The sequence below is a fragment of the Marinobacter confluentis genome, from assembly GCF_004785685.1.
Classification (GTDB): domain Bacteria; phylum Pseudomonadota; class Gammaproteobacteria; order Pseudomonadales; family Oleiphilaceae; genus Marinobacter; species Marinobacter confluentis.
Genome location: NZ_SRPF01000011.1, coordinates 1 through 3,490, shown reverse-complemented (window position 1 = coordinate 3,490; position 3,490 = coordinate 1). Strand labels below are relative to the sequence as shown.

General features: G+C 53.2%; 1 tRNA gene and 2 rRNA genes. All 3 read left to right on the top strand.

From position 1 onward, the window contains the following. Positions 1 to 2 precede the first annotated feature (2 nt). The 3 genes from E5Q11_RS17300 to rrf all read left to right on the top strand — a co-directional run bounded on the left by E5Q11_RS17300 (position 3) and on the right by rrf (position 3,441). Positions 3 to 78: transfer RNA gene (locus E5Q11_RS17300), tRNA-Ala, on the top strand. Between the two features lie 259 nt (positions 79 to 337). Beyond that, positions 338 to 3,231: ribosomal RNA gene (locus tag E5Q11_RS17295) — 23S ribosomal RNA — on the top strand. A gap of 94 nt (positions 3,232 to 3,325) precedes the next feature. Further along, positions 3,326 to 3,441 (top strand): 5S ribosomal RNA (gene rrf, locus E5Q11_RS17290). The last annotated feature ends 49 nt before the right edge of the window (positions 3,442 to 3,490 follow it).

The window sequence follows — 3,490 nt, the reverse complement described above, 5'->3', positions numbered from 1 at the left end:
CAGGGGCTATAGCTCAGCTGGGAGAGCGCCTGCCTTGCACGCAGGAGGTCAGCGGTTCGATCCCGCTTAGCTCCACCAAAAACTTTTACTGACTAACTTCGGGTTAGCAGTGTGCAGAAACAAGCGTTTCGGTTTGATGACAAGGGTCACAATCGAAGGTCTTCTTTCTGATCACTGGGTCAGATTTGCTCTTTAACAAATTGGACGAGATAGAACACGATTGATGGATTCCATTATCTCCGGAATTCATTGATCAGAGTGATAACGATTTCAAGCGTTATCCGGTGTTGTCGTTGAAGTGATTGTGACAATGACCTCAGTTGTTTTGGGGTTATATAGTCAAGCAATTAAGCGCATACGGTGGATGCCTTGGCAGTCAGAGGCGATGAAAGACGTGGAAGCCTGCGATAAGGTTCGGGGAGCTGGCAAACGAGCTGTGATCCGGACATTTCTGAATGGGGAAACCCACCGACTTTCGGGTCGGTATCTTGCACTGAATACATAGGTGTAAGAGGCGAACTCGGGGAACTGAAACATCTAAGTACCCGAAGGAAAAGAAATCAACCGAGATTCCCTAAGTAGCGGCGAGCGAACGGGGACTAGCCCTTAAGCTAGACAACTGGTAGGAGAAGGCTCTGGAAAGTGCCGCCATAGTGGGTGATAGCCCCGTATCCGAAACCTGAGTCTGGTGAAATCGAGTAGGACGGGACACGAGACATCCTGTCTGAACATGGGGGGACCATCCTCCAAGGCTAAATACTCCTGACTGACCGATAGTGAACCAGTACCGTGAGGGAAAGGCGAAAAGAACCCCTGTGAGGGGAGTGAAATAGATCCTGAAACCGTATGCGTACAAGCAGTCGGAGCGGACTTGTTCCGTGACGGCGTACCTTTTGTATAATGGGTCAGCGACTTATGTTCAGTGGCGAGGTTAACCGTTTAGGGGAGCCGTAGGGAAACCGAGTCTGAATAGGGCGATTTAGTCGCTGGGCATAGACCCGAAACCGGGCGATCTATCCATGAGCAGGTTGAAGGTTGAGTAACATCAACTGGAGGACCGAACCCACTGTCGTTGAAAAGCCAGGGGATGACTTGTGGATCGGAGTGAAAGGCTAATCAAGCCCGGAGATAGCTGGTTCTCCCCGAAAGCTATTTAGGTAGCGCCTCGGACGAATACCACAGGGGGTAGAGCACTGTTTCGGCTAGGGGGTCATCCCGACTTACCAACCCGATGCAAACTCCGAATACCTGTGAGTACTATCCGGGAGACACACGGTGGGTGCTAACGTCCATCGTGAAGAGGGAAACAACCCAGACCGCCAGCTAAGGTCCCCAAGTACCAGTTAAGTGGGAAACGATGTGGGAAGGCTCAGACAGCTAGGAGGTTGGCTTAGAAGCAGCCATCCTTTAAAGAAAGCGTAATAGCTCACTAGTCGAGTCGGCCTGCGCGGAAGATGTAACGGGGCTCAAACTGGTCACCGAAGCTGCGGATGCATCGCAAGATGCGTGGTAGGGGAGCGTTCTGTAAGTCTGCGAAGGTGTGTTGAGAAGCATGCTGGAGATATCAGAAGTGCGAATGCTGACATGAGTAACGACAATGCGGGTGAAAAACCCGCACGCCGGAAGACCAAGGGTTCCTGCGCAACGCTAATCGGCGCAGGGTGAGTCGGCCCCTAAGGCGAGACCGAAAGGTGTAGTCGATGGGAAACGGGTTAATATTCCCGTACCTTGGATAGCTGCGATGGAGAGACGGAGAAGGCTAGGTGAGCCGGGCGACGGTTGTCCCGGTTTAAGCGAGTAGGCAGAGGGGTTAGGCAAATCCGGCCCCTTAATGTCGAGACGCGACGACGACTGCTCTTTTACGAGCGGGAAGTCATTGATGCCCTGCTTCCAGGAAAATCTTCTAAGCTTCAGGCTATTCGGGACCGTACCCCAAACCGACACAGGTGGTCAGGTAGAGAATACCAAGGCGCTTGAGAGAACTCGGGTAAAGGAACTAGGCAAAATGGTGCCGTAACTTCGGGAGAAGGCACGCTGGTGGTATGTGACACCCCTGCGGGTTGAGCAGAAGCCAGTCGAAGATACCAGGCCCCTGCGACTGTTTATTAAAAACACAGCACTGTGCAAACACGAAAGTGGACGTATACGGTGTGACGCCTGCCCGGTGCCGGAAGGTTAATTGATGGGGTTAGCGCTTGCGCGAAGCTCTTGATCGAAGCCCCGGTAAACGGCGGCCGTAACTATAACGGTCCTAAGGTAGCGAAATTCCTTGTCGGGTAAGTTCCGACCTGCACGAATGGCGTAACGATGGGGGCGCTGTCTCTACCCGAGACTCAGTGAAATTGAAATCGCCGTGAAGATGCGGTGTATCCGCGGCTAGACGGAAAGACCCCGTGAACCTTTACTATAGCTTCACAGTGAACTTTGAGCATGTTTGTGTAGGATAGCTGGGAGGCTTTGAAACCAGGACGCCAGTTCTGGTGGAGCCAACCTTGAAATACCAGCCTGACCTGTTTGAGGTTCTAACTTCGTCCCCTTATCGGGGATAAGGACACTGTGTGGTGGGTAGTTTGACTGGGGCGGTCTCCTCCCAAAGCGTAACGGAGGAGCACAAAGGTGGGCTAAGCATGGTCGGACATCATGCGGTTAGTGTAATGGCACAAGCCCGCTTAACTGCGAGACAGACACGTCGAGCAGGTACGAAAGTAGGTCATAGTGATCCGGTGGTTCTGTATGGAAGGGCCATCGCTCAACGGATAAAAGGTACTCCGGGGATAACAGGCTGATACCGCCCAAGAGTTCACATCGACGGCGGTGTTTGGCACCTCGATGTCGGCTCATCACATCCTGGGGCTGAAGCCGGTCCCAAGGGTATGGCTGTTCGCCATTTAAAGTGGTACGCGAGCTGGGTTTAGAACGTCGTGAGACAGTTCGGTCCCTATCTGCCGTGGACGTTGGAGATTTGAGGAAAGCTGCTCCTAGTACGAGAGGACCGGAGTGGACGAACCGCTGGTGTTCGGGTTGTGTCGCCAGACGCATTGCCCGGTAGCTATGTTCGGATAGGATAACCGCTGAAAGCATCTAAGCGGGAAGCCCCTTCCAAGATGAGATCTCCCTGGCCCCTCGAGGGCCCTGAAGAGCCGTTCAAGACCAGGACGTTGATAGGTCGGGTGTGTAAGCGCTGCGAGGCGTTGAGCTAACCGATACTAATTGCTCGTGCGGCTTGACTATATAACACCCAAGACAATTGCGATCCCAACAGCGGATGGCGCAGCGAAATCAACATCACCACTCTATCTCGTCCTCCCAGTGATCAACCGTTTTGCCTGACGACCATAGCGGTCTGGAACCACCTGATCCCATCCCGAACTCAGCCGTGAAACAGACCAGCGCCGATGGTAGTGTGGCTTCTGCCCATGTGAGAGTAGGTCATCGTCAGGCTCTTAATACTAAAAACCCCCTCCGGCTTTGCCGGTGGGGGTTTTTTATT